General features: G+C 56.3%; 24 protein-coding genes. 7 read left to right on the top strand and 17 right to left on the bottom strand.

The annotated features are described in order from the left end of the window. Window positions 1-6 precede the first annotated feature (6 nt). The gene (gene fadA, locus E0E17_RS08125; RefSeq protein WP_130833235.1) at window positions 7-1,170 is read left to right on the top strand and encodes an acetyl-CoA C-acyltransferase FadA; all 1,164 of its coding nucleotides are present in this window, start codon (window positions 7-9) and stop codon (window positions 1,168-1,170) included. Between the two features lie 58 nt (window positions 1,171-1,228). Here the strand turns inward: fadA and fre are convergent, their stop codons facing one another. After that, entirely contained in the window at window positions 1,229-1,930 is a 702-nt protein-coding gene (gene fre, locus E0E17_RS08120; protein ID WP_130833233.1) for an NAD(P)H-flavin reductase, read from the bottom strand. A gap of 42 nt (window positions 1,931-1,972) precedes the next feature. Continuing rightward, a complete protein-coding gene (ubiD, locus tag E0E17_RS08115) occupies window positions 1,973-3,457 on the bottom strand; it encodes a 4-hydroxy-3-polyprenylbenzoate decarboxylase (RefSeq protein WP_130833231.1) in 1,485 nt (494 codons plus the stop codon). A gap of 210 nt (window positions 3,458-3,667) precedes the next feature. Here ubiD and rfaH point away from each other — a divergent pair, with 210 nt between their 5' ends. Next, window positions 3,668-4,156, top strand: coding sequence for a transcription/translation regulatory transformer protein RfaH (gene rfaH / locus E0E17_RS08110; protein ID WP_130833228.1), 489 nt, complete (start codon window positions 3,668-3,670; stop codon window positions 4,154-4,156). On the opposite strand, the gene tatD is transcribed toward rfaH, so the two are convergent. The 9 genes from tatD to udp all read right to left on the bottom strand — a co-directional run bounded on the left by tatD (window position 4,153) and on the right by udp (window position 12,283). Continuing rightward, the gene (gene tatD, locus E0E17_RS08105; protein WP_130833226.1) at window positions 4,153-4,935 is read right to left on the bottom strand and encodes a 3'-5' ssDNA/RNA exonuclease TatD; all 783 of its coding nucleotides are present in this window, start codon (window positions 4,933-4,935) and stop codon (window positions 4,153-4,155) included. The two genes, rfaH and tatD, sit on opposite strands and share 4 nt — an antisense overlap. Window positions 4,936-5,026: 91 nt before the next feature. Continuing rightward, on the bottom strand, window positions 5,027-5,779 hold the full coding sequence (tatC, locus tag E0E17_RS08100; protein ID WP_130833224.1) for a Sec-independent protein translocase subunit TatC: 753 nt from the start codon (window positions 5,777-5,779) through the stop codon (window positions 5,027-5,029). Between the two features lie 2 nt (window positions 5,780-5,781). Beyond that, a complete protein-coding gene (gene tatB, locus E0E17_RS08095; protein WP_130833222.1) occupies window positions 5,782-6,312 on the bottom strand; it encodes a Sec-independent protein translocase protein TatB in 531 nt (176 codons plus the stop codon). Window positions 6,313-6,315: 3 nt separating this feature from the next. Beyond that, on the bottom strand, window positions 6,316-6,573 hold the full coding sequence (tatA, locus tag E0E17_RS08090) for a Sec-independent protein translocase subunit TatA (protein WP_130833220.1): 258 nt from the start codon (window positions 6,571-6,573) through the stop codon (window positions 6,316-6,318). A gap of 128 nt (window positions 6,574-6,701) precedes the next feature. Beyond that, the gene (gene ubiB, locus E0E17_RS08085) at window positions 6,702-8,339 is read right to left on the bottom strand and encodes a ubiquinone biosynthesis regulatory protein kinase UbiB (protein ID WP_130833218.1); all 1,638 of its coding nucleotides are present in this window, start codon (window positions 8,337-8,339) and stop codon (window positions 6,702-6,704) included. Continuing rightward, on the bottom strand, window positions 8,336-8,941 hold the full coding sequence (gene ubiJ / locus E0E17_RS08080) for a ubiquinone biosynthesis protein UbiJ (protein ID WP_130833216.1): 606 nt from the start codon (window positions 8,939-8,941) through the stop codon (window positions 8,336-8,338). Before ubiJ ends, ubiB begins: the two co-directional genes overlap by 4 nt. A gap of 12 nt (window positions 8,942-8,953) precedes the next feature. Continuing rightward, window positions 8,954-9,709 (bottom strand): bifunctional demethylmenaquinone methyltransferase/2-methoxy-6-polyprenyl-1,4-benzoquinol methylase UbiE, encoded by a 756-nt coding sequence (gene ubiE / locus E0E17_RS08075; protein ID WP_130833212.1) that lies wholly within the window; start codon window positions 9,707-9,709, stop codon window positions 8,954-8,956. 75 nt (window positions 9,710-9,784) lie between these two features. Then, window positions 9,785-11,299 carry a DNA recombination protein RmuC gene (rmuC, locus tag E0E17_RS08070; RefSeq protein WP_130833210.1) on the bottom strand — a complete coding sequence of 505 codons (1,515 nt, stop codon included), beginning with the start codon at window positions 11,297-11,299 and terminating at the stop codon, window positions 9,785-9,787. Window positions 11,300-11,521: 222 nt separating this feature from the next. After that, a complete protein-coding gene (gene udp, locus E0E17_RS08065; protein ID WP_130833207.1) occupies window positions 11,522-12,283 on the bottom strand; it encodes a uridine phosphorylase in 762 nt (253 codons plus the stop codon). 297 nt (window positions 12,284-12,580) lie between these two features. Between udp and E0E17_RS08060 the strand changes: the two genes are divergently transcribed. Beyond that, window positions 12,581-13,417 carry a dienelactone hydrolase family protein gene (locus E0E17_RS08060; protein ID WP_130833205.1) on the top strand — a complete coding sequence of 279 codons (837 nt, stop codon included), beginning with the start codon at window positions 12,581-12,583 and terminating at the stop codon, window positions 13,415-13,417. Window positions 13,418-13,641: 224 nt separating this feature from the next. Here E0E17_RS08060 and metE read toward each other — a convergent pair whose 3' ends face one another. Next, on the bottom strand, window positions 13,642-15,915 hold the full coding sequence (gene metE, locus E0E17_RS08055) for a 5-methyltetrahydropteroyltriglutamate--homocysteine S-methyltransferase (protein ID WP_130833203.1): 2,274 nt from the start codon (window positions 15,913-15,915) through the stop codon (window positions 13,642-13,644). A gap of 174 nt (window positions 15,916-16,089) precedes the next feature. Here metE and metR point away from each other — a divergent pair, with 174 nt between their 5' ends. Further along, window positions 16,090-17,022 carry an HTH-type transcriptional regulator MetR gene (gene metR / locus E0E17_RS08050; protein ID WP_130833201.1) on the top strand — a complete coding sequence of 311 codons (933 nt, stop codon included), beginning with the start codon at window positions 16,090-16,092 and terminating at the stop codon, window positions 17,020-17,022. A gap of 99 nt (window positions 17,023-17,121) precedes the next feature. Continuing rightward, the gene (locus tag E0E17_RS08045) at window positions 17,122-17,610 is read left to right on the top strand and encodes a YehS family protein (RefSeq protein ID WP_130833199.1); all 489 of its coding nucleotides are present in this window, start codon (window positions 17,122-17,124) and stop codon (window positions 17,608-17,610) included. Between the two features lie 28 nt (window positions 17,611-17,638). Here the strand turns inward: E0E17_RS08045 and E0E17_RS08040 are convergent, their stop codons facing one another. Beyond that, the gene (locus E0E17_RS08040) at window positions 17,639-18,499 is read right to left on the bottom strand and encodes a carboxylate/amino acid/amine transporter (RefSeq protein ID WP_130833196.1); all 861 of its coding nucleotides are present in this window, start codon (window positions 18,497-18,499) and stop codon (window positions 17,639-17,641) included. Window positions 18,500-18,878: 379 nt separating this feature from the next. Here E0E17_RS08040 and glpT point away from each other — a divergent pair, with 379 nt between their 5' ends. Next, window positions 18,879-20,225: a glycerol-3-phosphate transporter gene (glpT, locus tag E0E17_RS08035; RefSeq protein WP_130833194.1), complete on the top strand. Its 1,347-nt coding sequence runs from the start codon at window positions 18,879-18,881 to the stop codon at window positions 20,223-20,225. Between the two features lie 48 nt (window positions 20,226-20,273). Here the strand turns inward: glpT and yigL are convergent, their stop codons facing one another. Further along, window positions 20,274-21,074 (bottom strand): sugar/pyridoxal phosphate phosphatase YigL, encoded by an 801-nt coding sequence (gene yigL, locus E0E17_RS08030; protein WP_130833192.1) that lies wholly within the window; start codon window positions 21,072-21,074, stop codon window positions 20,274-20,276. 52 nt (window positions 21,075-21,126) lie between these two features. Further along, window positions 21,127-22,122: a lysophospholipase L2 gene (pldB, locus tag E0E17_RS08025; RefSeq protein WP_130833190.1), complete on the bottom strand. Its 996-nt coding sequence runs from the start codon at window positions 22,120-22,122 to the stop codon at window positions 21,127-21,129. Between the two features lie 107 nt (window positions 22,123-22,229). On the opposite strand from pldB, the gene rhtB reads away from it, so the two are divergent. Next, window positions 22,230-22,853 (top strand): homoserine/homoserine lactone efflux protein, encoded by a 624-nt coding sequence (gene rhtB / locus E0E17_RS08020; protein ID WP_130833188.1) that lies wholly within the window; start codon window positions 22,230-22,232, stop codon window positions 22,851-22,853. A gap of 58 nt (window positions 22,854-22,911) precedes the next feature. On the opposite strand, the gene rhtC is transcribed toward rhtB, so the two are convergent. Both rhtC and recQ read right to left on the bottom strand, forming a co-directional pair. Then, window positions 22,912-23,535, bottom strand: coding sequence for a threonine export protein RhtC (rhtC, locus tag E0E17_RS08015; RefSeq protein ID WP_130833186.1), 624 nt, complete (start codon window positions 23,533-23,535; stop codon window positions 22,912-22,914). Window positions 23,536-23,547: 12 nt separating this feature from the next. Further along, entirely contained in the window at window positions 23,548-25,377 is a 1,830-nt protein-coding gene (recQ, locus tag E0E17_RS08010) for an ATP-dependent DNA helicase RecQ (protein ID WP_130833184.1), read from the bottom strand. Window positions 25,378-25,390: the final 13 nt, after the last annotated feature.

Raw genomic sequence — 25,390 nt, 5'->3', positions numbered from 1 at the left:
TAGAGAGTGGAAAATGTCGTTATTGTTGATGCGCTGCGCACGCCTATGGGGCGCTCAAAAGGCGGCGCATTTCGCCATGTCCGTGCGGAAGATTTGTCTGCTCATCTGATGCGCGAACTGCTGAGCCGTAATCCTGCGCTGGATGCCAGCCAGCTGGATGATATCGTCTGGGGCTGCGTACAGCAGACGCTGGAGCAGGGCTTTAACATCGCCCGCAACGCCGCCTTGCTGGCGGAGATCCCGCACCGCGTCCCGGCCACCACCGTCAACCGCCTGTGTGGTTCGTCAATGCAGGCGCTGCACGACGCAGCGCGCGCCATTATGGTGGGTGATGCGCAGGTCTGCCTGGTGGGTGGCGTGGAGCATATGGGCCATGTGCCGATGAACCATGGCGTCGATTTCCATCCCGGACTGAGCCGCACGGTAGCCAAAGCGGCGGGCATGATGGGACTGACCGCCGAGATGCTGGCGCGCATGCACCATATCAGCCGGGAACAGCAGGATGCCTTTGCGCTGCGTTCTCATCAGCGTGCCGCCCAGGCTACGGAACGCGGTGATTTTAAACAGGAAATCCTGCCCACCTGGGGCCATGATGCCGACGGGGTACTGAAGCGCTTCGATTATGATGAGGTGATCCGCGAAGAAACCAGCCTGGAAGGGCTGGCGGCGTTAAAACCGGTGTTTGACCCGGTCAACGGCACCGTTACCGCAGGCAGCTCATCCGCGCTCTCAGACGGCGCGGCTGCCATGCTGGTGATGAATGAATCGCATGCCCGTGAACGGGAATTCAACATTCTGGCGCGCATTAAAAGTATGGCGGTGGTGGGCTGCGATCCGTCGATTATGGGTTACGGTCCGGTTCCCGCCAGCCAGCTGGCTCTGAAACGTGCCGGCCTGACCATCGATGATATCGACGTGTTTGAGCTGAATGAAGCTTTTGCCGCCCAGACTCTGCCCTGCCTCAAAGACCTCGGCCTGCTGGATAAGCTCGATGAGAAAGTGAACCTGAACGGCGGTGCGATCGCGCTGGGCCATCCGCTGGGCTGCTCTGGTGCCCGTATCAGCACCACTCTGCTGAATATCATGCAACGACGCGATGCCCGCTTTGGCCTGGCGACCATGTGCATCGGCTTAGGCCAGGGCATCGCAACGGTGTTTGAGCGCGTTTAACTTCTTTAGCTTGTCCCTGAGCTCTTTTCCCGCCCGTAACAGGCGGGTTTTTTCTGCCTTAAATAAAGGCGAAGGCGTCGCCAAACATATGTGCTTCCTGCGCGCCACGCTCCGCACAGAAACGATCGCGGGCGATTTTTGCCATCTCGAAGCGACCGGCAATGTAGATATCGTGCTCACTCAGCGAAGTGAAATCCTGCATCACAGCGGTCAGCACCGTACCGCTGCGGCCCTGCCAGCCCGCTTCCGGTTGCTCAACCACCGGGATTACTTTCAGGTTCGGATGATGGCGGGTCAGCGCGTTCAGTTCGTCCAGATCGTAGAGGTGTTTCAGTTCACGTCCGCCCCAGTAGATCGCGATATCACGATCCGGCTGCTGCGCCAGCGCCGTCAGCAGAATCGAGCGCACGTAAGAGAAACCTGTACCGCCCGCGATCAGCAGCAGCGGGCGGCTGCCCTCTTCGCGCAGCCAGGCATCGCCATGGGGCATATCGACAGTAATCTGGCGCTGGTTCTGAATCCGCTCCATCACTGCCATCGCATACAGGTTTAAATCGGACGCACCAATGTGCAGTTCGATCAGATCTTTTTCCATCGGGGTGGAAGCGAGGGAGAAGGGGCGTTTATCCCGCTCATCCATGACTACCATCAGATACTGTCCTGCCCGAAAGCTAAAATCCGCTTCCGGCACCAGCCGGACGCGGTAAACGGTATCGGTAATGGCTTCCACCGAAGTTACTTTACAGCTTAACGTTGTCATGCGTTGCCTCTGTCGGGTCGTCATTGGGATCAGAGCACGCCATCAACGCTGCGGCGGCTGATTAAAAATGCCTAACTCATCCCAGATTGCGTCAATGCGCGCGGTCACGGCAGGATCCTTGACGATCGGTCGGCCCCATTCGCGCTGGGTCTCGCCTGGCCATTTATTGGTCGCGTCGAGCCCCATTTTTGAGCCCAGGCCGGAAACTGGCGAGGCGAAATCGAGATAGTCGATCGGGGTGTTTTCTACCAGAACCGTATCGCGAGCCGGATCCATGCGCGTGGTTATCGCCCAGATCACATCGTTCCAGTCACGGGCATTAACGTCGTCATCACATACAATAACAAATTTGGTGTACATAAACTGACGCAGGAATGACCAGACGCCAAACATCACGCGTTTGGCATGACCGGCATACTGTTTTTTAATCGTCACCACTGCCAGGCGATAAGAGCACCCCTCCGGCGGCAGATAGAAATCCACAATCTCCGGAAACTGTTTGATCAGGATCGGCACCAGTACTTCATTCAGCGCCACGCCCAGCACTGCGGGTTCATCAGGCGGCCGTCCGGTATAAGTTGAATGGTAGATCGCCTGCTGCCGCTGCGTAATATGCGTTACGGTGAACACCGGGAAGCTATCCACTTCATTATAGTAGCCGGTGTGATCGCCATAGGGGCCTTCCGGGGCCATATCGCCCGGTTCAATGTAGCCTTCAAGCACGATTTCGGCACTGGCGGGCACTTCGAGATCGTTAGAAAGGCACTTCACCACCTCGGTTTTATTGCCACGCAGCAGGCCTGCAAAGGCATACTCAGACAGCGTATCGGGCACGGGCGTAACCGCGCCAAGAATGGTGGCGGGATCGGCGCCCAGCGCGACCGCCACCGGGAAGCGTTCACCGGGATGCGCCTTGCACCACTCCTGAAAATCGAGCGCGCCGCCGCGATGGGAGAGCCAGCGCATAATCAGGCGGTTTTTGCCGATCACCTGCTGACGATAGATGCCCAGATTCTGGCGCTCCTTGTGCGGGCCGCGGGTCACGGTCAGCCCCCAGGTAATCAGCGGCGCGGCATCGTCAGGCCAGCACTTCATTACCGGAATGCGTGACAGATCGACCTCCTCTCCCTGCAATACCACCTCCTGGCAGGGCGCATGGCGCACCCGCCTGGTCGGCATATTCAGCACCTGTTTGAACTGTGGCATTTTGTCGAACAGATCGCGGAAGCCTTTGGGCGGCTCCGGCTCTTTCAGAAAGGCGAGCAACTTACCTACTTCACGCAGTGCGCTGACATCCTCCTGCCCCATTCCCATAGCCACGCGTTTTGGCGTGCCAAACAGGTTACAAAGCACCGGCATATCATAGCCTTTTGGATTCTCAAACAGCAGTGCCGGCCCGCCCGCGCGCAGCGTACGGTCCGCAATTTCGGTCATTTCAAGTTCCGGGTCGATCGGCTGAGCGATCCGCTTCAACTCTCCGCGCTGCTCCAGCAAAGAGAGGAAATCTCGTAAGTCCTGATATTTCATGTGGCTTTAGCTTTCCGGCCAGAGTGAATCGGCCATTATAGAGCCGATTCGGATGAAGTGTTGAGGTTTATGCGGCACACGCACGCAACGCCCCCGGCTGGTAAGAAAATTCTCAGTTATTTTCCGCTAACCACCGCTTTACGCCCCCCGATGCGCTATAACTCTGGCAGCAGGTTTGCTATTCTTAGCGTCCGATATTTGGGAGCAGTTATGGAATCCTGGTACTTACTTTACTGTAAACGTGGGCAGCTGTTGCGTGCTAAAGAGCATCTGGAACGGCAGGAAGTGCATTGCCTCAGCCCGATGATTGCACTTGAAAAGATTGTGCGCGGTAAACGCACCACGGTCAGTGAGCCGCTGTTTCCCAACTATCTGTTTATTGAGTTCGATCCCGAGGCGATCCACACCACCACCATCAGCGCGACGCGTGGCGTCAGTCACTTTGTGCGTTTCGGCACCATGCCTGCCACAGTGCCGTCAGAAGTGATTGAAGCGCTGCAAAGCGAAGCTCCGCAAGCGATGCTGGCGCCCGGTACGCCGCAGACCGGCGATGAAGTGCTTATCACCGAAGGCACCTTTGAAGGCCTGCGCGCTATTTTTGCCGAACCGGATGGCGAAACCCGCTCTATCCTGCTGCTTAACCTGCTCAACAAGCAGGTGATGCGCAGCGTCGATAACAAACAGTTCCGTAAACTTTAAGCCAGTCCAAACAGCCTGCGGGCATTACTGTCAGCGCTGGCGGCCAGCGACTCTACCGTTTCACCCCGCCAGTGAGCGACCTGCTGCACAATATGAGGCAAAAAGCAGGGTTCATTGCGCCGTGAGGTGGGCCGGGGACGCATATCGCGCGGCAGCAGCCAGGGGGCATCAGTCTCCAGCAGCAGGCGATCGGCCGGAATCAGCGGCAGCATCTCACGCAGCGCCAGCCCGCGTCGTTCATCACACACCCAGCCGGTAATGCCGACCGATAACCCCAGCGCCAGACACGCTTCCAGTTCCTCTCGCGTGCCGGTAAAGCAGTGAACCACCGCACCCGGCAGCCGGGGCAGCCAGGGCTCCAGCACCGCGACCAGGCGATCATGCGCTTCGCGGCAGTGTAAGAACACCGGCATATTTAACTCTGCCGCCAGCGCCAGCTGCGCATCGAAAGCATATTCCTGCTGATCGTGGGCTGAGAAGTTGCGATTAAAATCGAGTCCGCATTCGCCTATCGCCACCACTTGCGGGCTCTCCGCCAGTCGCCGTAGCGTACTGGCCGTTTCTGTTGACCACTCGCTGGCATGATGGGGATGCACGCCCGCCGTTGACCAGCAATAGCCCGGATGGCGTTCGGCCAGGCGCTGCGCCTGCGAGCTTTCCAGCGCGTTCGTGCCGGTAATCAGCATGCCGGTGACGCCCGCTTCGCGCGCACGTACGATAACCTGTTCGCGATCTCTGGCGAATTGCGTGCTGGTCAGGTTTACACCGATATCAAACATAGGCTCTTCCAAAACAGAAACCGCCCTGTCGGGCGGTTTGAATTTATCGGGACCCCGCCGGTGCGGGAGGCTTAATGATGAGACATCAGGATTACGTCTCCTGTTCCTTATCCCTATCCTGACGCCCTTTTCCCACATAGTAACGGGAAAAGAATACGCCAACCTCAAACAGGCAGTACATCGGAATAGCGAGCAAAGTTTGCGAAAAAACATCCGGCGGCGTGAGCAGCATCCCGATTACAAAGGCCCCGACCAGAATATAGGGGCGCTTCTTCTTCAAATCTTCCGGGCTGGTGATGCCGGTCCAGCAGAGCAGCACAATCGCGACCGGTACTTCAAAGGCCACGCCAAAAGCCATAAACAGCGCCATGACGAAATCGAGATAGTTGCTGATATCGGTCGCGATCTGGACGCCCTGCGGCGCGGTTTTGGCAAAAAAGCCAAAGGCCAGCGGGAAAACAATGAAATACGCAAAGGCGACGCCGACATAGAACAGCAGCGTACTGGAGAACAGCAGCGGCATCACCAGTCTGCGCTCATGCCGATAGAGCGCAGGCGCCACAAAGGCCCAGACCTGATAGAGGATCACCGGCACCGCGAGAAACACCGAGACAATGATAGTCAGCTTGATCGGCGTAAAAAAGGGCGAAGCAACATCGGTCGCAATCATGCTGGCGCCAGAAGGCATCTGACTAATCAGCGGGGCGGCGACCAGATGATAGATATCGTTAGCAAAATAGATCAGCGCCAGAAAAATAATAAAGACGGCGATGATGCAGTTCAGCAGGCGCTTGCGCAGCTCAATCAGATGGCTGATGAGCGGTTGAGTATCTTCAACGTCCATGGTTATCGTTCATCACTGGCGGGAGAGGACTTAGCCGCATCACGACGTTCAGCACCCGCGCTTTCAGGCGGGTGAGCGGGCGTGGCAGCCTCGCTGTGAGTTTGCGCCGCCTGAACCCCGGTCTCATTCTGACGTTCAGACGCAGCGGGCATCACAGCGGGCTGTTGCGCCGTCGGTGACATCTGCTGGGGTGCGTGAATGGTATTGGCTTCGTCATCGGCCTTTTCAATGTCGATGCTTTGCTGAACAGAGCGCTTCATGGCGTCAGCGGTTTTACGCAGCTCTTCCATGGATTCTTTCAGCTCCGGAGAAAGCGAGCCTTTGCCCGCCTCTTCGACTTTTTTCAGGCTGTCCTGCAGTTCCTGCAGCTTCAGTTCCTGTGCCAGTTCCTGTTGCACATTCGCTGCCAGCGAACGCATCGCGCGGATCCAGCCCACCACGGTTTTTACCGCAACGGGTAGCCGTTGCGGACCGAGGACAATCAGCCCGATAACAAACACCAGTACCAGTTCACTAAAACCAATGTCGAACACGGTTTACACCTGCTTGTCGTTCTTGGTTTCTTCTTTGTGCGCTGTAGTTTGCTGCTGTTTATCCGCCAGCGTTTTGGCGTTAAATTCAGCATCCTGCTCTTTAGGATGATCTTTTTTTTCATCCTCATCGCCCATCGCTTTTTTAAAGCCGCGAATGGAGGAACCCAAATCTGACCCCAGATTACGTAATTTGTTGGTACCGAACAGAAGTACAACAATGACGGCAATAATTAACAATTGCCAGATACTGATACCGCCCATGGGATATAACCTCAACTATTCTGTAAAAAACTGACGCGAAACGCACCGCTCACTGCCCTTTCCGGCGCATTGCGCGCGGCACAGGGGATAAGCCAGCGACATTATCGCGTTTCAGGTGAAACTCACAATCAGTTTGTTTTGCGCCAACCTACCAGCCAGGTCACGACACCCGCAGCCATTAACAGGGCAGGAAAGAAATCCCAGTCTGGCCGGTTCAGCAACACCGCGGTTCCGCTCAACAGTAACGCCGCCCCCACGCCAAACAGATAGCGTGACTGATGATGACGGGTGCGCTGCGTATTCAGATCGTTAACCAGTTTATCGACACTGTGTTGCAACATTTTATGCTGACGCATACTTTCATAAAAAAGTTCCGGCAGTTCCGGCAATTTCTCCGCCCAGAACGGCGCTTTATCTTTTACTGCCCGCCAGATGGCAGGCAGTCCAATCTGATCTTTGATCCACTCTTCAAGGAAGGGTTTGGCGGTCTTCCACAGATCGAGCTGCGGATACAGCTGACGACCGATGCCTTCCACATAGAGCAGCGTTTTCTGCAGCAGCACCAGCTGGGGCTGCACTTCCATGTTAAAACGGCGCGCGGTATTAAACAGGTTCAGCAGCACATGGCCAAACGAGATTTCCGCCAGCGGCTTCTCAAAAATCGGTTCGCATACCGTGCGGATCGCGAACTCAAAATCTTCCACGTTGGTGTCCGGCGGCACCCAGCCGGAATCCACATGCAGCTCAGCCACCCGGCGGTAGTCACGATTAAAGAAGGCGATAAAATTCTCTGCCAGGTAGCGCTTATCTTCTTTATTCAGCGAACCGACGATTCCGCAGTCAATGCCGATATATTGCGGGTCTTCCGGATGATCATAGCTGACAAAGATATTGCCGGGGTGCATATCCGCATGAAAGAAGCTGTCGCGGAATACCTGCGTAAAAAACACCTGCACACCACGCTCAGCCAGCAGCTTCATGTTTACGCCATGCTGCTCCAGCTGCGCCACATCGGCAATGGGAATACCATAGATACGCTCCATCACCAGCATCGATTCGCTGCAATAGTCAGAATAAACTTCCGGGATATAGAGCGAGCGGTCACCGTCAAAATTGCGCCGTAGCTGGATGGCATTCGCTGCTTCACGCAGCAGGTTAAGCTCATCAAGCAATGTTTTTTCGTAATCGCGCACCACTTCTACCGGACGCAGGCGACGACCGTCGGGCAGCAGACGCGGCACCCAGCGGGCAATGCGATAAACCAGGCGCATATCCGCTTTGATCACCGGCAAGATATCGGGACGGATTACTTTGATCACGACTGCCTTACCGTTCTCTTTCAGCGTTGCGGTATGTACTTGCGCAATGGAGGCGGAGGCCAGCGGATTGATATCAAAATCATCAAACCAGGTTTCCAGCGGGCCGCCCAGCGAACGTTCGATCTGCGCTTTTGCCTGAGCACCGTCAAAAGGCGCCACGCGATCCTGCAGGATCGCCAGTTCATCGGCAATCTCCGGTGGAAAGAGATCGCGGCGGGTCGAAAGCATCTGTCCCAGTTTTATCCACACCGGCCCCAGCTGCTCCATCGCCATACGCAAGCGTACACCGATAGCCGCATCTTTATGGCGGTTCGGGATCCAGAACACCCCGCGTCGCCAGAGGCGCAACGGCAGCGTAATACGCATGCGCGGGATAAGCTCATCAAGGCCGTACGTCAGGAAAACCTTGATAATAAAATATAATCGCCGAATTTCTCCTGGCGTCATTTCGCCTCCAGCTGCGCTAAACGCGTCGTTAACGCATCAAGCGAACGATCCATCGCGTCTACTTCTTCACAAAACCAGGCGAGTTCCAGCGCACCCGGCGCAACGCGCCACTCTTCGGTGAGCGCCTGACCAAGATAACTCTGCTTACGCTGAAAATCGCTGCGTAAAAACTGTAACGCATGCTGCGCCGTCTGGCTGATGCTCTGTGCGGCGATATCGCCGACCCAGGGCGCCAGATACTCCGCCGGATCGAGCTCGGCGAGGTCGATCAAGGCAGAAAACCGCTGTACCACCTGCAGATCGCCTTCCACTTCCAGCTCGCCGCTCCGGATCAACCCGGTAAGCTGCTGACGATCGCGCAGTTTCGGCAAGGTCGCGAGGCGCATCGTAACCACACAGTCGCTGGTGTCCTGCCAGTCGCCCAGCACATCCAGCTGCTGTTCACTGAACACCAGCACCAGCGGTTGCGTCAGCTCTTTCAGGCGCAGCGTCAGCACCTTACCAGCCAGACGCTGGCGTGCGGCTTTCAGGCTACGATCGCGGTAAAGAATACGATTCAGCGCGGTTTCCAGCGCAGCCGTCATCAGGGGCGTTAGTCTCATCACCATAGCGGATTAAAACTTATAGCCACGATGCAACGCGACAATGCCGCCGGTCATGTTGTAATAGCTGGTATTTTCAAAACCGGCATCGTTCATCATCGCCTTGAGCGTCTCCTGATCGGGATGCATACGGATCGATTCCGCCAGATAACGGTAGCTTTCCGCATCTTTCGCCACCAGCTGACCGATGCGCGGCAGGATATGGAAAGAGTAAGCGTCATAGGCTTTGCTTAACGGATCGATCAGCGGTTTCGAAAACTCCAGCACCAGCAGACGTCCACCCGGCTTCAGCACGCGATACATGGAGGCCAGCGCTTTCTCTTTCTCGGTGACGTTACGCAGCCCGAATGAAATGGTAATACAGTCAAAATGGTTATCAGGAAACGGCAGCGCTTCGGCATTCGCCTGCACATAGCTGACGTTGCCGACCACACCGAGATTGCGCAGCTTTTCGCGGCCCATTTTCAGCATAGAGCTGTTGATATCCGCCAGCACTACCTGGCCATTCTCTCCCACCAGACGGGAAAATTTCGCCGTCAAATCGCCGGTTCCGCCCGCCAGGTCCAGTACCCGCTGGCCGCGACGCACACCGCTGCTGTCGATGGTAAAACGTTTCCAGACGCGATGGATGCCAAAGGACATCAAATCGTTCATCAGGTCATATTTTGCCGCTACGGAGTGAAACACGTCCGCGACCTTTTCAGCCTTTTCGCTTTTGGCGACAGTCTGAAAACCAAAGTGGGTTGTTTCCTGTGATTCATCTGCCATCGGTTATACCTGCTCTACAATCAAGACTTCCCGAAGTGTAACAGAGTCCCGGAAGTCAGGCACGTTACGCCCGCGTTATTCATTGATCTGACGTAACGACTGGGTGGACGACGTTATCTCTCCGGGTGCCTCCTCCTCTTCATCAAGCCATGCGCGATCGTCATCCTGATCCGGCTTCGCCTGTTCTACCAGTTGTGGATTAATTGAGCGTTTTACCTCTACTCCCAGCGAACGAAAAGCCTCGCTCTGCGCGATCAGATTGCCACGCCCTTCTGCGAGTTTTTTCATTGCCAGACGGTAACTTTGCTGCGCTTTATCCAGGTTGTGGCCGATGCCGCTCATGTCATCCACAAACAGGCGCATCTTGTCATAGAGCCGTGCGGCACGATCGGCGATACGCTGCGCATTCCGGCTCTGGTGCTCATAGCGCCAGAGATTATTGATGGTACGCAGCGCCACCAGCAGCGTGGTGGGGCTGACCAGCATAATATTTTGCTGCAGCGCCTCGGTGATCAGCTCAGGCTGACGATCGATCGCCAGTAAAAAGGCAGGCTCAATGGGGATAAACATCAACACATAATCCAGCGAGCGTAAACCGGGTAATTGTTGATAATCTTTACGGCTCAGTAAGCGAATATGACCGCGCACGGCGCTGACATGCTCCTGCAGCGCCTGCTCGCGTGTGATCTCATCCGTCGCATTAAAATATCGCTCGTACGCCACCAGCGTCATCTTGGCATCGATGACCACATCTTTCCCCTGCGGCAGACGCACGATAACGTCGGGTTGCATACGGCCCTGCTGCTCCAGCTGTATGCTGACCTGAGTTTCATATTCGTGACCGGCACGCAATCCTGAGGCTTCCAGTACCCGGCTCAACACCACTTCGCCCCAGTTGCCCTGGATTTTATTGTCGCCTTTCAGCGCTTTCGTCAGGTTAATCGCCTCCTGCGCCATCTGCGCATTCAGCTGCTGTAACTGGCGGATCTCATGCGCCAGAGTGTGACGCTCGCGCGCTTCCAGGCCAAAGCTCTCATGCACCTGTCGCCGGAAGCCGTCCAGTTGCTCACGCAACGGATTTATCAGGCTGTTCAGACTCTGGCGATTTTGCTCATCGACGCGGCGGCCACTGTTTTCGAAGATACGGTTAGCGAGGTTTTCAAACTGCGCGCTGAGGCGCTGTTCGCTGTTGGTCAGCAGACGCTGCTTCTCTTCGGCGGCGAAGCGCGTCTCCTCCAGACGAATGGTGACTTCACGTAGTTCCGCCTCCTGCGCACTGTTTACTTCCAGCTGATTACGCAGTTCGCGGTTCAGCTGTTCGCATTCGCTGCGCCAGTAATCGAGCTGATGGAGTTTTTCCTGCGCCGCGCTGAGCGCGCCATGCAGCTGGCGCAGCTCCTGCTCGCGCTGCTGTAGTTGCTGCTGTGCACTTGCCAGCTGTTGCTCTTGCCGACGCTGCGTCTCTTCCATCAGCCGTTTTTCGGTGGTGAACCGGGTCTGCTGATGCCCTGCACGCAGCTGCGCCAGTATCCAGCCGATGCCGAGCCCGGCCAGCGCCAGGCAACTACTGATAATAAATTGCTGATCCACGTTAACTCTCACCCATCGCGTCGTTCAGGGAAAAGGTAGAGTCGCACTGTATGAATGTCCAGACAATTTTCTGTGCTGACACATCAGGTTGCGTAGATTTTGCGGCATCTTGCTCAGGCGCAGTGCAGAGACGGAGAATCCTGGCAGGAGGGGAGCGTTTTTGAACCGGCGAGGGTAACGCATCCCCTCCTCCGCCGGGAAAGAGAGGAGGGCGTTAAGAGGTTATAACAGGCGACGCGCTGCTTCCACGACGATTTTCACCGCATCGCTTTCCGTCTGCTTCATGGTTTCCGCGTCGGGAATCTCTTTCTGCGTGCGGTTGACAATCACTCCCGCCACCATCCCGGCGCGCAGGCCCTGGCTGGCGCACATGGTCAACAGGGTTGCGGATTCCATCTCATAATTGAGCACGCCCATTTGCTGCCATTCCTGCATCGATCCCTGAAAACGGCTTACCACGCGACCGGAGAAGGTATCGTAGCGCTCCTGGCCGGGATAAAAGGTGTCAGACGAGGCGGTGATGCCGATATGCGTTGTCGCACCGCAGGCTTTGGCCGCCTCAACCAGTGCTGTGGTACAGGTAAAATCAGCCACCGCCGGAAATTCCATCGGTGCAAAATGGAGGCTGGCTCCGTCGAGGCGTACTGACGCGGTGGTGACCAGCACGTCGCCAACATTAATATGCGGCTGAATCGCCCCGGTAGTACCGACGCGCAAAAAGGTACGCACACCCAGCTGAGCCAGTTCTTCTACCGCAATGGAGGTGGAAGGACCGCCGATACCGGTAGAGCAGATCACCACAGCCTTACCATCAAGCTGCGCCAGCCAGCTGGTGAATTCGCGATGTGAAGCCAGGTGTTGCGGATTTTCCATCATTCCGGCAATTTTTTTTACGCGCTCCGGATCGCCAGGCACAATCGCCAGCGTTGCGCCCTGCAGATCGGCTTTGGTAAGCCCCAGATGGAAAACGTCAGACTGCGCCATAACAAGCTCCTGAAAAAAGAGGTTCAGCAGGCACTCTACGTCACTGCGCCGGATAATTATGTGATTACAATCACCAGAAAAAATGAAAGTTACATTTCAATGGATAATTATTGCGACAACAGTCACATATAATCATTTTTCCCACAACTAATGCTACAGGCTGCACTGTGTAACCCCGGTCTGCAATGTTAATAGAGATGAAGAAATGGCAACTTTCTGTCCCCTCTGCTACCCGGTGCCTGGCTATCCCCCAGGCTATAGTTACCTGATTGCGCTATTGCTTGCACGGAGAGAACAATGAAAACCGAAGAAAATATGGCACAAAAACGCGCAACCGGCGGCTTCGCGCCGGCCGTGTTGCCCACGGCCTCGACCACTATTGCGACAGAAAGCGCCGGGATTCAGTGTGGGGAAACCTCTGTGCCCAGCCAGGGCGAAAATATGCCCGCTTATTTTGCCAAACCGAAAGATGCCGGTGACACTTTGCCGGTGGTGCTGGTTGTGCAGGAGATCTTTGGCGTCCATGAGCATATCCGCGATATCTGCCGTCGTCTGGCGCTCGAAGGCTATCTGGCGGTTGCGCCGGAACTCTATTTCCGCGAAGGCGACCCGAATGATTACGATGATATCCCGACGCTGTTTAAAGAGCTGGTGAGCAAGGTGCCCGATACCCAGGTGCTGTCCGATCTCGATCATGTGGCGAACTGGGCCGCACGCAACGGCGGCGATATGCGCCGTCTGGGCATTACCGGCTTCTGCTGGGGAGGACGTATCAGTTGGCTTTATGCGGCGCATAATCCGCAACTGCGTGCCGCCGTTGCCTGGTATGGTCGTCTGATGGGCGATAAGACCATGAAACAGCAAAAGCATCCCATTGATGTGGCAATAGATCTGAACGCCCCGGTGCTGGGTCTGTATGGTGGTCAGGATAACGGAATCCCCCTGGAGAGCGTCGAGCAGATGCGTCAGGCGCTGCGTGCCGCCAATGCCAAAGCGGAAATCGTGGTCTATCCCGAGGCGGGACACGCGTTTAATGCCGACTATCGCCCCAGCTATCATGCCGAATCGGCAAAAGATGGCTGGGTACGCATGCTGGCCTGGTTCCGTCAGTATGGCGTGGCGCCCAACGCCTGAAAGTAAAAATCCGCCTTCATAGAAGTCGGCTTTGATTGCACCCCATAGGGGGGTACCAAAAACCTTAAAAAGCAGTCTCTGCCTGTTCCGTAAGATTCAAATCCAGAGACGATAAGGCAGAGCCAAAACGTATTGATGACCACGCCCGCAGGACGTGGTTTTAAGCTGGCAATAAAAAAAGGGCGCTCAGGCGCCCCAACATCCAACACAACATTTAACAGAACTTATCCGCGCGTCGCTGCCCGCAGATTTTGCGCCGCCTGCACCATATTTGCCAGCGCCTGACGCGTCTCTGTCCAGCCACGGGTTTTCAGTCCGCAGTCCGGGTTTACCCACAAACGGGCTGGTGGGATATGCTCCGCCGCCTTGCGCAGCAGCGCTTCCATCCATTCCACACCCGGAATATTCGGCGAGTGGATATCGTAAACACCAGGGCCGATTTCGTTGGGATAATCGAACGCTTCGAAGGCTTCCAGCAGCTCCATATCGGAACGTGACGTTTCAATAGTGATGACATCGGCATCCAGCGCGGCTATCGCCTCCATGATGTCGTTGAACTCGCAGTAACACATATGGGTGTGGATCTGCGTCTCATCCTGCGCGACCGCCGCATTAAGACGAAACGCCTCTACCGCCCAGGCCAGATAAGCAGCCCATTCGGATTGATGCAGGGGCAGGCCTTCGCGCAGCGCCGGTTCATCAATCTGGATAATACCGATGCCGGCTTTTTCCAGATCGGCGACTTCATCACGCAGTGCCAGCGCGATCTGTCTGGCGATGGTTTCCCGTGACACATCTTCACGCGGAAACGACCAGCAGAGGATAGTGACCGGACCGGTCAGCATCCCTTTTACCGGCTTGCTGGTCAGCGACTGGGCATATTTTGCCCACTCCACGGTGATGGGGTGCGGGCGGCTGATGTCGCCAATGATCACCGGCGGCTTCACGCAGCGTGAGCCGTAACTCTGCACCCAGCCGTTACGGGTAAAAACAAAACCATCCAGATGCTCGCCGAAATATTCCACCATATCGTTGCGCTCCGCCTCGCCATGCACCAGCACGTCGAGACCCAGACGCTCCTGCTCCACAATCGCCTGTTTGATATGTTGCGCAATGGCGGTGTGGTAGTGTTGACCGTCAAGACGCCCCTGGCGGAAATCGAGGCGCAAGCCGCGGATTTCCGGGGTTTGCGGGAAAGAGCCGATAGTGGTGGTGGGCCAGGCGGGCAGCCTGAAGCGCTGACGCTGAACGCTGGCACGCTGTACATAAGGGCTGCGCCGCTCGCTGTCTTCAGGACGAATCGCCGCCAGGCGTGCGCCTACTGCGGCATTATGCACACGGCCAGAATGCGCGCGGGCGCGGACTGGCGCACTCCAGGCTTCCAGTGATGCGGGATCGTTATGGTTAAGCGCCTGGCTGAGTAGCGCCAGCTCGCCGCATTTTTGCAGTGCAAAGGCGAACCAGCTTTTCACTTCTTCATCAAGACGGGTTTCGACGCTCAGATCGATCGGACTGTGCAGCAGCGAACAGGAGGAGCCCACCCATAAGCGATCGCGCTGGCTCACCAGCGGCTGCAGACGCTCAAACCAGCTGCTGAGGTCGGCACGCCAGACATTACGCCCGTTAATCACGCCCAAAGAGAGCAGCCAGTCAGTAGGGATCTGCTGATGCAGCTGCTGAATATCGTCACGTCCATGCACCAGATCGACATGCAGGCCCTGTACCGGCAGCGAACGAATAACGTCCAGATTCTGGCCGATGCTGTCAAAGTAGGTCGTCAGCAGCAGGTCAGAGGCGCCCTGCAGCGCAGCATATGCAGGCCGGAACGCGGCACGCCAGGCCTCCGGAAGCTCCAGCGCCAGGATCGGCTCATCAATCTGCACCCACTCCACATCACGTTTCGCCAGTTCAGCCAACACCTGCTGATAGACTGGCAGGATATCCTGCAGCAGGGAGAGGCGATCAAAAGGTTCGCCTTTCACCTTTCCTGACCAGAGATAGGTCACCGGGCCCAGTAACACCGGCTTGATGCGATGGCCCAGCGCCAGCGCTTCATCAACTTCATCCAGTAGCTGGGTCCAGGCCAGACGAAACTGCTGCCCTTTGGTGAATTCCGGCACGATATAGTGATAGTTGGTATTGAACCACTTGGTCATTTCACCCGCAGCCGCCGGTTCGCCGTTTGGCGCACGACCACGTCCCAGGCGAAACAGGGTATCAAGATCCACCGAGCCATCTTTATTCTGATGACGCGCCGGGACATTGCCCAGCATCAGACTGGTGGTCAGCACATGATCGTACCAGGCAAAATCGCCAACCGGCAGCAGGTCCACCCCTGCGTCGCGCTGCTGCTGCCAGTGACGGGCGCGCAGTTCACGTCCTGTCGCCAGCAAGGCTTCCCGGGTGCTGTTACCTGCCCAGTAACTCTCCAGCGCTTTTTTCAGTTCGCGATGCAGGCCAACACGAGGAAAGCCGAGGGTATGAGTCAGAATGGTCATTAAATGTTCTCCTGAAATTCTTTTAAGTGCTGACGGCGGTGTCGCTGCGGTTTAAAACGACAATCAAAACCGCGCCAGAGATGTTTAGCCGTCCAGATGTTTACACCGCTATAATCTGCGGGTAGTGTATGTTCCTCAAGCGCAAATTGTTCAACCCCGATGTGAAGGACTCTCATGATTGAACTCAAGCATCTGCGGACGCTGCAGGCACTGAGGAATACGGGTTCGCTGGCGGCGGCCGCGGCTCAACTCCACCAAACGCAATCGGCGTTATCGCATCAGTTCAGCGATCTGGAACAACGCCTCGGATTTCGTCTGTTTGTCCGTAAAAGTCAGCCGCTGCGCTTTACGCCGCAGGGGGAAATTTTGCTGCAACTGGCCGAGCAGGTGCTGCCGCAAATCCAGCAGGCGCTGCAGGCCTGCCATGAGCCGCATCAGACCAGCTTGCGCATCGCGATTGAGTGTCACAGCTGCATACAGTGGCTGACGCCAGCGCTGAATAACTTCCGTCAGAGCTGGCCGCAGGTGGTGATGGATTTTAAATCGGGCGTGACTTTCGACCCTCAGCCTGCTCTGCAGCAGGGTGAACTGGACGTGGTGCTGACCTCGGATATTCTGCCACGCAGCGGGCTGCACTATTCTCCGATGTTCGATTTTGAAGTGCGTCTGGTGCTGGCGCCGGATCATCCGCTGGCGCTAAAGACACATATCGCGGCAGAAGATCTGGCAAGCGAAGTTTTAATGATCTACCCGGTGCAGCGACAGCGCCTCGATATCTGGCGTCATTTTCTGCAACCCGCAGGCGTCAGCCCGGCGCTGAAAAGCGTCGATAACACCCTGTTGCTGATTCAGATGGTCGCGGCCCGCATGGGCATCGCCGCGCTGCCGCACTGGGTGGTGGAGAGTTTTGAACAGCAGGGGCTGGTGGTGACCAAAACCCTGGGACCAGGGCTCTGGAGCCGGCTTTATGCAGCGGTGCGCGATGGCGAACAGCGTCAGCCCGTGGTAGAAGCCTTTATCCGCTTTGCGCGCCAGCATGCCTGCGCCCACCTTCCTCTGGTGCGTGATGCCCTGCGGCCCGCCCCCCTGCTTAACACGGCGCCCTGAACAGTGCTGGCGGTCGAAATGCCGCCCCTTTTCTGGTATCGTCGTCGCCCTCTGCCCTGTTATGTGCAGCCTTGTTAACCAGCCGAAGAAGAATTCACCATGACCAATAACGATATTCTGCGCAGCGTGCGCTATATGCTTGATCTGAGCGACGCGAAAATGGTGGACATTTTTGCCCTGGCAGAGAGCGAGGTACCGCTGGCTGACGTTCAGGCGTGGTTAAAAAAAGAGGATGATGCCGCGTATCGTCCCTGCCCCGATGTGCTGATGGGCTATTTTCTCAATGGACTGATCTTTTACCGTCGTGGCAAAAGCGAGGATGCGCCTGCGCCTTCTATCGAACGCAAAATGAATAACAATATTTTCATCAAAAAACTGCGTATCGCCTTTGCTCTGAAAACTACCGATATTCCTGAGGTGTTAAAAAAAGCTAATTTTAACGTTTCTCAGGCGGAAATCGGGGCCATCTTCCGTAAACCTGACCACAAGAACTATCGCGAATGTGGCGATCAGATTCTGCGTAACTTCCTCAAGGGGCTGTCGCTGATTCACCGCCCTGCGTCTGGCAAGCCTGCACAGAAGTCATAAGCGCCTGCTGCCGTGACAGCGGTGAGCCTCAGGAGAGACTGTGGCTCACCACCCAACGTTTGTGTACCCAGAGTGATGCGCAAATTACCGTCGCACCGAGCAGAAAGCTGCTCCAGTGCGGCTGCTGCTGCCAGATCGCCAGGTTAACCAGCAAGCCCGCCGGAACATGCATGTTGTTCATAATGCCCAGTGTGCCGGCGTCGACCTGAGTCGCTCCGTAGTTCCACATGAAATAACCCAGCCCCGAGGCCGCCACCCCCAGCCAGATCAGAATTCCCCATTGCAGAGAAGTGGTCGGTAGTTTTTGCGCATTGCCCCACAGGCACCAGGCGATCACGGCAATCAGCACCGCGCCGAGGTAGAACCAGGAAAAGGCAGTATGCTGCGGCATGGGACGTGTCTCCTGCAGGCGCTTATAGCCCACCATGCCCACCGCGAAGCAAAGGTTCGCCAGCTGCACCAACAGCAGGCCAAACCAGAAGTGGTCGCTTACTTTGTCGTAGCGAATAATCGCCGCTCCCGCCACTGCCAGCAACGCGCTGAATGCGTAACCGATGCGTAGCGGACGCCGACTGATCAGATCATAAATCAGCGTGACGTAGAGCGGCGTCATAACGGTAAACAACAGGAATTCCGAGACGCTGAGGTAGAGATAGGCCTCAAAACTCAGCAGATACATAATGCCCAGCTGCAGCATGCCCACCAGCATATAGAGCAGTAAGGTCGAGGGGCGATAACCGCGCCAGCGCAGAAACGGCAGGAAGACCAGCGTCGCCAGCGCCAGGCGCATCAGCACTGAGAACCAGCTGTCCACCTGACCAGCAAGATACTCGCCGATCAGGCTAAATGAGAATGCCCAGAGAATAGTAGTTACAATCAATAAGATCACGTATACGGCCCCGAAAAACAGTCAGCCGCTAGTGTAAACAAAGCTGTGTGCAAAAGGCGAAATTTTTGGTTTACATCTGGTCATTATTTAATCTGCCGCATCGGGCAGGCAACCATTCTTTCATGGCGCGTTTATTTTCTGAACACAACACAGCGTGATCCCCCTGCCAGAAAAATGAGCGTAAAGAAACATTTTATGAACCGTAATGTTCTTTTTTGTCATAAAATTGTAACAATGAGTCATAAATCACAGTATTAATCCGAAAATAAAATATGATACGCGCGAAATGGAACATCACGTGATCAATTTATGTTCGCCTGCCATTTTGAGTCCGACCCCCTGGGGGAAAAAAACAATAGTGCGCCGGGAGGCCTGTTTCATGTTAAGTTTTTTTAGACCTGCACCACACCAGTCTCGTGTTGCGGCGGATCGGGTTGATCCGTTGTATCGCCGTCTGCGCTGGCAAATCTTTATTGGTATTTTCTTTGGCTACGCAGCCTACTATCTGGTACGTAAAAACTTTGCGCTCGCGATGCCTTATTTAGTCGAGCAAGGGTTTTCTCGTGGCGATCTCGGCTTTGCTCTGTCCGGCATCTCTATCGCCTATGGCTTCTCAAAATTCATCATGGGTTCAGTCTCGGACCGCTCTAACCCGCGCGTGTTTCTGCCAGCTGGTCTGATCCTCGCTGCTGCGGTGATGCTGTTTATGGGCTTTGTGCCCTGGGCAACCTCCAGCATTGCGGTCATGTTTGTGCTGCTGTTTCTCTGCGGCTGGTTCCAGGGTATGGGTTGGCCGCCATGTGGTCGTACCATGGTGCACTGGTGGTCACAGAAAGAACGTGGCGGTGTTGTTTCTGTCTGGAACTGCGCCCATAACGTGGGTGGCGGTATCCCTCCGCTGCTGTTCCTGCTGGGTATGGCATGGTTTAACGACTGGAAAGCGGCGCTCTATATGCCTGCTTTTGGTGCCATCCTGATCGCAATTATCGCGTTCGCGCTGATGCGTGATACTCCTCAATCCTGCGGCCTGCCCCCGGTTGAAGAGTATAAAAACGACTATCCGCCTGACTATGACGAGAAACATGAAGAAGAGCTGACCGCTAAACAGATTTTCATGCAGTACATTCTGCCGAACAAACTGTTGTGGTACATCGCGCTGGCGAACGTGTTCGTTTATCTGCTGCGTTACGGCATTCTCGACTGGTCGCCGACCTATCTGAAAGAAGTGAAGCACTTCGCGCTGGATAAATCCTCCTGGACTTACTTCCTGTATGAATATGCGGGTATCCCGGGCACCCTGCTCTGTGGCTGGATGTCAGATAAAGTCTTTAAAGGCAACCGTGGCGCAACCGGCGTGTTCTTCATGACGCTGGTAACTATCGCTACCGTGGTGTACTGGCTGAACCCGGTGGGCAACCCCGGCATCGATATGGCCTGTATGATCGTTATCGGCTTCCTGATCTACGGTCCGGTTATGCTGATTGGTCTGCATGCACTGGAACTGGCACCGAAAAAAGCTGCCGGTACCGCAGCGGGCTTTACCGGTCTGTTTGGCTACCTGGGTGGTTCGGTTGCCGCGAGTGCTATCGTGGGCTACACCGTTGACTACTTCGGTTGGGACGGCGGCTTTATGATTATGATTGGCGGCTGCGTGCTGGCCGTGCTGCTGCTGATTCTCACCATGATGAGCGAGCGTCGTCACAAAGAGCTGGTGCTGAACAGCTAATCACTTCCTGTTATCAGTGACAAAAAAGGCCGGGTTAACCGGCCTTTTTTACTCCAGAAACAGTTTGCGCAGCGTATGGGGTACCGCATCATCGCGGTTGCTGCCAATCACCTCCAGTTCCGGCAACCGATCCTTCAGCCGCTGATGCGCATTGGCCATAATGCAGCCCTTGCCCGCCATGGTCAGCATCTCTTTATCATTCATCCCGTCACCAAAGGCGATACACGCCTGCAGCGAAGTCTGCAGCCGCTTCGCTACGGCTTCCAGCGCATGGCCTTTGGAGACGCCGCCCGCCATCACTTCCAGACAGCCAGGCAGAGAGAAGCAGACGTTTACCCGATCGCCCCAGCGCGCCTCAATCGCCTGCTCCAGCGGGATCAGCTGGGCAGGATCGTCGCTGGTAAAAAAGACCTTACTGATGCCATCAACCGGCAGCATGCCCGGCTCAAATACCTGATAGTTGAATTCTGACTCGCGGAAATAGTCCTGCTCTGCCGGGCGATGGCGGCTGATAAACCACTCATCGTTGCGATACACATGCGTCAGGATAGCGCTGTCGGTGTAACGCAGCGCATACAGATCCCGGGCAATATCTTCATCGAGATTATGGCTGAAAATCAGCTCGCCTGCGGCGTTATGCACGCGTGCGCCATTGGCGGTGATCATATACGCCGGGATACCGAGCTTATCGCGCATTTGTCCGACATCGATATGGTGACGGCCGGTAGCGAAAACAAAATGAATATCCTTTGCGGTAAGCTGTTGCAGCGTTTCACGGGCAAAGGGCGTCAGAGTATGTTCGGGAGAAAGCAGCGTGCCATCCAGATCGGATGCAACGATGTGATACATGTAAACCTCTGTCGTTATGATATCAACGGCCGGAGCCGCGCGGGTAAGATCGCTATGCGCCGTGGCGGTCAAAAAAGTCAACCACGGCATTCAGCGCTTCAGCGCGCATCGCGTCTTTTTCAAACAAGATCTCATGACGCGCGCCCTGAATAATCATGGGTTTCGTGCCTTCGCAAGGGTGACCCGCTTCAGCCATCGCAGTACAAAACAGATCCTGCGAGCGGTTATCCACCACCCGATCGTCACTGGCCTGCAGCACCAGCATCGGCGTGGTGATACTGGCCGCCTGGCGGATAATATTGCGCCCCGCGTGGATGCCTTCGCGCACCCAGTGGTACGTCGGCCCGCCCACGCGAATGGCCGGATCGTCAGCATAGAAGCGCAGACTGCGCCGGTAGCGCTCACGGCTGTGCGTCAAACGGTTAATGCCGAAGGGATAGGGCCGCCAGCGTCCGGTTCCCAGCGCGTAGCCATCGCGCAGAGCGGGGCGTTTTTCGGCCCAGTCAAGAATGCGGTGCGCCAGAAAAGAGGGCATCGGCAGCGCAATACCAAACATCGGCGCAGCCAGCGCAACTCCATGAAAAGCCTGCGGCTGACGCGCCAGAAACAGCGTCAGGATCGCGCCGCCCATCGAGTGGGCCAGCGCAAAACGCTGCTGATAATGGCCACCTACGATCTCTTTCAGATAAAGGGTTTCCAGATCCTCAACGTAGTGGGTGAACTCCAGCACATGCCCACGGTGTGAATCTTCCAGCAGGCGATCGGAACGCCCCTGCCCGCGATGGTCGATGATCACCACGTCGAAACCACAATGAAACAGATCGTACGCCAGTTCCGGGTATTTAACGTAGCTTTCAATGCGCCCCGGCACCAGCAGCACCACGCGCTTGTGCTCCGGGGCGGTGAAGCGAACATAGTGGATAGTCAGATTTTCCACCCCGGTAAAGGTAAGCTCTTCCCGGCGATGCCAGAAATCAAGCAGGGGCCCGGTCGCGAAAGCGGCAAAGGCTTTCTCGCGCGTCAGCCAGCTTTGTCTGTGTTGATCCATCCGCTCTCCTGCCGCAAAAAAGGTAACAGGCGCGTCTGCGCCGCGTAGCGTCCCGCTTATTTCTGGCGTATTGTGTCACATTTCCGCCCGAACCGGGAGCGTAACTCATGACCCTTGAATGGTGGCTGGCCTACCTGCTCACCACCACAATTCTCAGCCTTTCACCTGGCTCAGGCGCTATTAATACCATGAGCACTACCATCAGCCACGGCTATCGCGGCGCAGGCGCTTCCATTGCCGGCCTGCAGCTCGGGCTGTCGCTGCACATTATGCTGGTGGGGATTGGCCTTGGTGCTCTGTTCTCGCAGTCGCTGCTCGCCTTTGAAATTGTGAAGTGGGTGGGTGCCGCTTATTTAATCTGGCTGGGTATCCTGCAATGGCGCGCTGCGGGCGCTCTCGATCTGCAGGCCGTGGCCAAAGCGATGCCGCGACGCCGTCTGTTTAAACGGGCAGTGCTGGTGAATCTGACCAATCCCAAAAGCATTGTGTTTCTGGCCGCGCTCTTCCCGCAATTTATCCTGCCCGAACAACCGCAGGCGATGCAGTATCTGATCCTGGGCGTTACCACGGTGCTGGTCGATATTATCGTGATGATTGGCTATGCTGCGCTGGCAACCCGGATTGCGGCCTGGATCCGCGGACCTGAACAGATGAAGCTGCTGAATCGTATTTTTGGCGGGCTGTTTATGGCAGTTGGCGCGCTGCTCGCCAGCGCCCGTAAAATCGCTTAATCGCTGACGTTACGCCCTGCGCGGCACCGGGAGGAGTGACCTGGTGCCGCGCCGGAATTTAGCGGGAAAGGATCAGGTGGATGCCGAAACCGGCAAACAGCACGCCAGCCATGCCATCGACCCATTTCGCCATGCGCTGATACTTCTCGCGTATCCAGGGCAAGGCAAAAATGGCCGCCACCAGCGCAAACCAGGCAAAGGTTTCACCCACAATCAGCAGGAATAATCCCCAGCGCTCAAGGGTGCCCACATTATCGCCGACGAAAAGCGAGAACACGCTGCCAAAATAGATTACTGCTTTCGGGTTCGACAGGTTAGTGAGAAAGCCTTTCAGAAAGCTCATCCCGCGCTTCGGCAGCTCAACCGGCTGCGTCAGATTCTGCGGATGTTTATGTTGCTGACGTGCCGAACGCAGCAGCTGCCAGCCCATCCACAACAGATAAAGCCCGCCGCCGACCATGATGATCTGATGCAGCCAGGCCATTTTTTGCAGCAGCAGGTGCAGGCCCATCAGCGCCACACCGGCCCAGATAACGATGCCGAGGGTAATTCCCAGCACCCCCATCAGCGCCTCTTTGCGGGAACGGCTGGCGGCCGTCTGCGAAACAAAAAAGAAATCGGGGCCCGGGCTCATCAGGGCCACCAGATGCACCATCGCTACCGTTAAAAATAATATCAACACAGGCTTGTCCTTCTACTCTTCATCGTCGAGATGCTCTTTGATCATCAACAGAAACGGCTTACCAAACCGTTCCAGCTTGCGATGCCCTACCCCGTTGACGCTCAGCATCTCTGACGCGGTAACCGGCATCTGCTCCGCCATTTCGATCAGCGTGGCATCGTTAAACACCACATAGGGCGGAATATTCTCTTCATCGGCAATCGCTTTGCGCAGCTTGCGCAACTTGGCGAACAGCTTGCGATCGTAATTGCCGCCATAAAACTTCGGCGGGCTGCTGCTGCGGGTTTTGGCGGTGATCAGGCGCGGCACCGCCAGCATCAGCGGCACCTCGCCGCGCAGCACAGGCCGGGCGGCTTCGGTCAGCTGTAGCGCCGAATGCATGGCGATATTTTGCGTCACCAACCCCAGATGAATAAGCTGACGTAACACGCTGACCCAGTGCTCATGACTCTGGTCGCGTCCGATTCCATAAACCGGCAGTTTGTCGTGTCCCAGTTCGCGAATGCGCTGGTTATTGGCGCCACGCAATACTTCGACAATATAGCCCATACCAAACCGCTGGCCGACGCGATAAATGCCCGACAGCGCTTTTTGCGCCTCCACCAGGCCATCGTAACGCCTGGGGGGATCGAGGCAGATATCGCAGTTGCCGCACGGCTGTTGACGACCTTCCCCAAAGTAATTAAGCAATACCAGACGACGGCAGGTTTGCGCTTCGGCAAAGGCGCCCATTGCGTTCAGCTTGTGGCGTTCAATATCCTGCAGCGGTCCCGGCGCTTTCTCTTCCAGACAGCGGCGCAGCCAGGCCATATCCGCCGGATCGTAGAGCATCATCGCTTCCGCAGGCAGCCCATCACGCCCCGCACGCCCCGTCTCCTGGTAATAGGATTCGATATTGCGCGGGATGTCAAAGTGCACCACAAAACGAACGTTGGGTTTGTTGATGCCCATGCCAAAGGCCACGGTGGCGACCACAATTTGTAAATCATCACGCTGAAAGGCTTCCTGCACGCGGGCGCGCTGTTCGCTGTCGATCCCGGCATGATAGGCCCCGGCGCTCACGCCACGGCTCTGCAGCCGCGCCGCGGTGTCTTCCACTTTTGCCCGGCTGTTACAGTAAATGATGCCGCTTTTGCCGCGCTGCTCCTGCACATAACGCAGTAGCTGCTCAGTCGGCTTGAATTTTTCTACCAGGGTGTAGCGAATATTGGGACGATCAAAGCTGCTGATTTGGATCAGCGGATCGCGCAGCTGTAGCAGATGCACGATATCGTTACGCGTCGTCTCATCCGCCGTAGCGGTGAGCGCCATCACCGGCAGATCGGGGAAACGCTGACGCAACTGGCCCAGCGCGCCATATTCCGGACGGAAATCGTGACCCCATTGAGAAATGCAGTGCGCTTCATCTACCGCCAGCATCACCGGTTGCCAGTGCGCCAGGGTTTCCAGAAAGTTGTCCATCATCAGGCGTTCAGGCGCGATATAAAGCAGCTTTACCTGACCGCTGCGGCAGTCAGCCATCACTTTCTGCTGCTGCTCGCGCGTTTGCGTTGAGTTCAGACAGGCTGCCGCCACGCCGTTCGCCAGCAGCTGATCCACCTGGTCCTTCATCAACGAGATCAGCGGTGACACCACCAGCGTCAGCCCGTCACGCACCAGCGCCGGGATCTGATAACAGAGCGATTTACCGCCGCCGGTCGGCATCACCACCAGGCAGTCGCGCCCTGCCAGGGCGGCTTCAATAATGGTTTGCTGGCCGGGACGAAACTGCTGATAGCCAAAGGTATCCTGCAATACCTGATGCGCCAGCGTTTCCTGATTGATGACTGCCGATGTTGCCACTGTAATCCTGTGT

It is taken from the genome of [Erwinia] mediterraneensis (genome assembly GCF_900604315.1).
Taxonomy (GTDB): Bacteria; Pseudomonadota; Gammaproteobacteria; order Enterobacterales; family Enterobacteriaceae; genus Pantoea; species Pantoea mediterraneensis_A.
Note: the sequence above shows the minus strand (reverse complement) of the source record. Positions and strands in the feature narration are given on the sequence as shown.

Excerpts from the sequence above, each read along its gene's own strand:
- tatD (WP_130833226.1), bottom strand. The coding sequence starts at position 4,935 with ATGTTTGATATCGGTGTAAACCTGACCAGCACGCAATTCGCCAGAGAT.
- glpT (WP_130833194.1), top strand. The coding sequence starts at position 18,879 with ATGTTAAGTTTTTTTAGACCTGCACCACACCAGTCTCGTGTTGCGGCG.
- tatC (WP_130833224.1), bottom strand. The coding sequence starts at position 5,779 with ATGGACGTTGAAGATACTCAACCGCTCATCAGCCATCTGATTGAGCTG.
- tatA (WP_130833220.1), bottom strand. The coding sequence starts at position 6,573 with ATGGGCGGTATCAGTATCTGGCAATTGTTAATTATTGCCGTCATTGTT.
- ubiB (WP_130833218.1), bottom strand. The coding sequence starts at position 8,339 with ATGACGCCAGGAGAAATTCGGCGATTATATTTTATTATCAAGGTTTTC.
- rfaH (WP_130833228.1), top strand. The coding sequence starts at position 3,668 with ATGGAATCCTGGTACTTACTTTACTGTAAACGTGGGCAGCTGTTGCGT.
- E0E17_RS08045 (WP_130833199.1), top strand. The coding sequence starts at position 17,122 with ATGACCAATAACGATATTCTGCGCAGCGTGCGCTATATGCTTGATCTG.
- fre (WP_130833233.1), bottom strand. The coding sequence starts at position 1,930 with ATGACAACGTTAAGCTGTAAAGTAACTTCGGTGGAAGCCATTACCGAT.
- metE (WP_130833203.1), bottom strand. The coding sequence starts at position 15,915 with ATGACCATTCTGACTCATACCCTCGGCTTTCCTCGTGTTGGCCTGCAT.
- udp (WP_130833207.1), bottom strand. The coding sequence starts at position 12,283 with ATGGCGCAGTCTGACGTTTTCCATCTGGGGCTTACCAAAGCCGATCTG.
- yigL (WP_130833192.1), bottom strand. The coding sequence starts at position 21,074 with ATGTATCACATCGTTGCATCCGATCTGGATGGCACGCTGCTTTCTCCC.
- rhtB (WP_130833188.1), top strand. The coding sequence starts at position 22,230 with ATGACCCTTGAATGGTGGCTGGCCTACCTGCTCACCACCACAATTCTC.
- ubiE (WP_130833212.1), bottom strand. The coding sequence starts at position 9,709 with ATGGCAGATGAATCACAGGAAACAACCCACTTTGGTTTTCAGACTGTC.
- E0E17_RS08060 (WP_130833205.1), top strand. The coding sequence starts at position 12,581 with ATGAAAACCGAAGAAAATATGGCACAAAAACGCGCAACCGGCGGCTTC.
- metR (WP_130833201.1), top strand. The coding sequence starts at position 16,090 with ATGATTGAACTCAAGCATCTGCGGACGCTGCAGGCACTGAGGAATACG.
- ubiD (WP_130833231.1), bottom strand. The coding sequence starts at position 3,457 with ATGAAATATCAGGACTTACGAGATTTCCTCTCTTTGCTGGAGCAGCGC.
- pldB (WP_130833190.1), bottom strand. The coding sequence starts at position 22,122 with ATGGATCAACACAGACAAAGCTGGCTGACGCGCGAGAAAGCCTTTGCC.
- ubiJ (WP_130833216.1), bottom strand. The coding sequence starts at position 8,941 with ATGAGACTAACGCCCCTGATGACGGCTGCGCTGGAAACCGCGCTGAAT.